A 2450-nucleotide genomic window follows, 5' to 3' on the forward strand; every position below is an offset into this window, starting at 1 on the left:
CCAGCAACTAAAAGCCACCGCCGACTTATTCCCCGATAACCTAATCGACTCAGAATTGGGTGAAATACCCGAAGGGTGGGGGGTTAAAAGCTTAGGTGAAGTAACTTCAGCAGTAATTGACCATAGAGGAAAAACCCCCTTAAAACTCGGTGGTGATTGGGCCAAAGAAGGGTATCCCGCAATTTCAGCCAAAAATATTAAAAATGGTAGACTTACTAGGCATGAAACAATTCGATTCTTAGATGAGGCTTTATATTCAAAATGGATGAAAGTTGAGTTAGAAAAAGGTGATATTTTTCTCACATCAGAGGCTCCTTTAGGTGAAATGTATTTCCTTACAGACAATACTAAATATTGTTTAAGTCAGCGTTTATATGCTTTAAGGGCTGATAATTTGAATGTAACGCCAAGCTTTCTTTATTTATGGTTACAAACACCTCAAGCTAAAACGGATTTAGAGAGTCGAGCAACGGGCACTACGGTAGTAGGTATAAGGCAGTCAGAACTAAAAAAAGTAAACTCTATAGTCCCTACATTGGAATTACTTAATTTGTTTGAGAATGTCGTTTTTGAAATGTTCGAGAATATTAATAAAAATGAAACTGAGTCACAGAGGTTAGCTAACTTGCGTGATTTATTATTACCACGCTTGTTAAGCGGTAAAGATATTATAACGGATTAGTAAACAATGGATTATGTAATATTTAGTCGCACAAAGTATGTGGTAGATAAAACTGCTGATCGATATAAGTTGGCTCGAACATTATTGGCTGCTGAAGCCGCTTATAATGAGAAAGAAACAGGACTAGTTATTGGGCATGCTAAAGCCTTAGTTGAGGGGATTTGTAAATCAATTTTAGATGAATACAAGAAAGAGTATGCTGGTGATATTGCTGTAGGTAAATTGGCAAAAAAAGCAGTTAGTGTTTTTGAGATAGGCAAGGGTTTAAAAAATGAAAAAAAAGTTATTGAAGCCTTTAAGAAAATTATAAATAGTTCTGCAGCACACTTCGAAGCAGCAATTCAAGGCGTTGGAGAGTTGAGAAATGATTTTTGCCCTCTTGCGCATGGTAGATCATTAGACCATGTACCCCTAGACTTACATTATGCAGAGTTTATAGCACGTCAAGCGGACTCGATTATTGGTTTTATATATGATCTTAGAGAATCATTTATCTCTGCGGAACCTGAAATACTTCCTGTAAGAGATCATGATTTCGATACTTTTCTAAATGATGAGTTTGAGTCAGTACAAATATACGAAGATATATATTTACCTTCTGAAATATTATTTAACGTAAATCCAATAGAATATATGAAGGTATTTAATGAAAGAGAGGAAAGTTTAGAGGAGGTCGAACCATGATAAGTGAAGACTTACTTGAAAAAACTTGTGTCGCATGGTTTGAACAAATTGGTTATGACTATATTTGTGGCTACGATATTGCCCCTAATGAACCTGCTGCTGAGCGCAGTGATTATCGCCAAGTGATATTACATGGGCGGTTACTGGCGCAACTTAAAGTGATTAACCCGCATATTCCATTGGCAACCCTTGAAGAAGTAACGTTGAGCTTAAGTAAAGCCGAAACCCCGATACTGATTAAAAATAATAAAGGCTTTCATCAAGCGTTATTGCAAGGCGTTAAAGTAGAATACAAAGTTAATGATGAAAGTAAAACTGACAATACCAGAACAGACTACGTTCAGCTGGTGGATTTTAACGATGTAAATAAAAACCAGTTTTTGGTGGTGAATCAGTTCACCATAACGGGTACCAAAGGCAATCGTCGCCCAGATGTGATGGTGTTTATTAACGGCTTACCGCTGGCGCTATTAGAGCTGAAAAACCCGATTGATAATAACGCCGACATTTGGCAGGCGTTTCAACAAATTCAAACCTATAAAGATGAGCTACCTGATATATTTATTTTTAACGAGGCGCTTGTTGTTAGTGATGGCTTAACTGCAAGAGTGGGCTCACTCACGGCCAATAAAGAGCGCTTTGTACCGTGGCGCACTGTAAATAGTGAAGACGACAAGCCACTATTTGAATATCAGTTAGAAACCTTAGTAAAAGGTTTTTTTCAGCCTGCGCTGTTTTTAGATTATTTGCGCCACTTTATTTTGTTTGAAGAAGATGATGGTAAAACCATTAAAAAAATCGCGGGCTATCATCAATTTCACGCAGTGCGCGCTGCAGTAAAGGCAACATTAATTGCTGCAGCGAAGGCGCAGCTTGCAGAACCTCGCGCTAATTATGTTGATAAGGTAGAAGCAGGCTCCGGCAAAGCGGGGGTTGTGTGGCACACCCAAGGCTCGGGTAAATCGATTTCAATGTTGTGCTACGCGGGTAAGCTAATGGCGCAACCGCAAATGAATAACCCAACCATAGTGGTGGTAACGGATCGTAATGATTTAGACGGCCAGCTTTATAATACGTTTTGCAT

3 protein-coding genes are annotated in these 2450 nt (G+C 38.6%); all 3 read left to right on the top strand.

The features are described from left to right. A partial coding sequence (locus L654_RS0100620) for a restriction endonuclease subunit S (protein ID WP_024606955.1) occupies positions 1-682 on the top strand: 682 nt, incomplete at its 5' end. Positions 683-688: 6 nt separating this feature from the next. Next, on the top strand, positions 689-1366 hold the full coding sequence (locus L654_RS0100625) for an abortive infection family protein (protein ID WP_024606956.1): 678 nt from the start codon (positions 689-691) through the stop codon (positions 1364-1366). Then, the coding region (locus tag L654_RS0100630) for a type I restriction endonuclease (protein ID WP_024606957.1) at positions 1363-2450 on the top strand (1088 nt) is incomplete at its 3' end. The genes L654_RS0100625 and L654_RS0100630, both read left to right, overlap by 4 nt.

Origin of the sequence: Pseudoalteromonas sp. TAB23, from assembly GCF_000498075.1 — a bacterium.
In the GTDB taxonomy this organism is placed as follows: Bacteria; Pseudomonadota; Gammaproteobacteria; order Enterobacterales; family Alteromonadaceae; genus Pseudoalteromonas; species Pseudoalteromonas arctica.

Bases quoted from the DNA above. Each gene is read 5' to 3' on its own strand.
- L654_RS0100625 (WP_024606956.1), top strand. From the start codon at position 689: ATGGATTATGTAATATTTAGTCGCACAAAGTATGTGGTAGATAAAACT.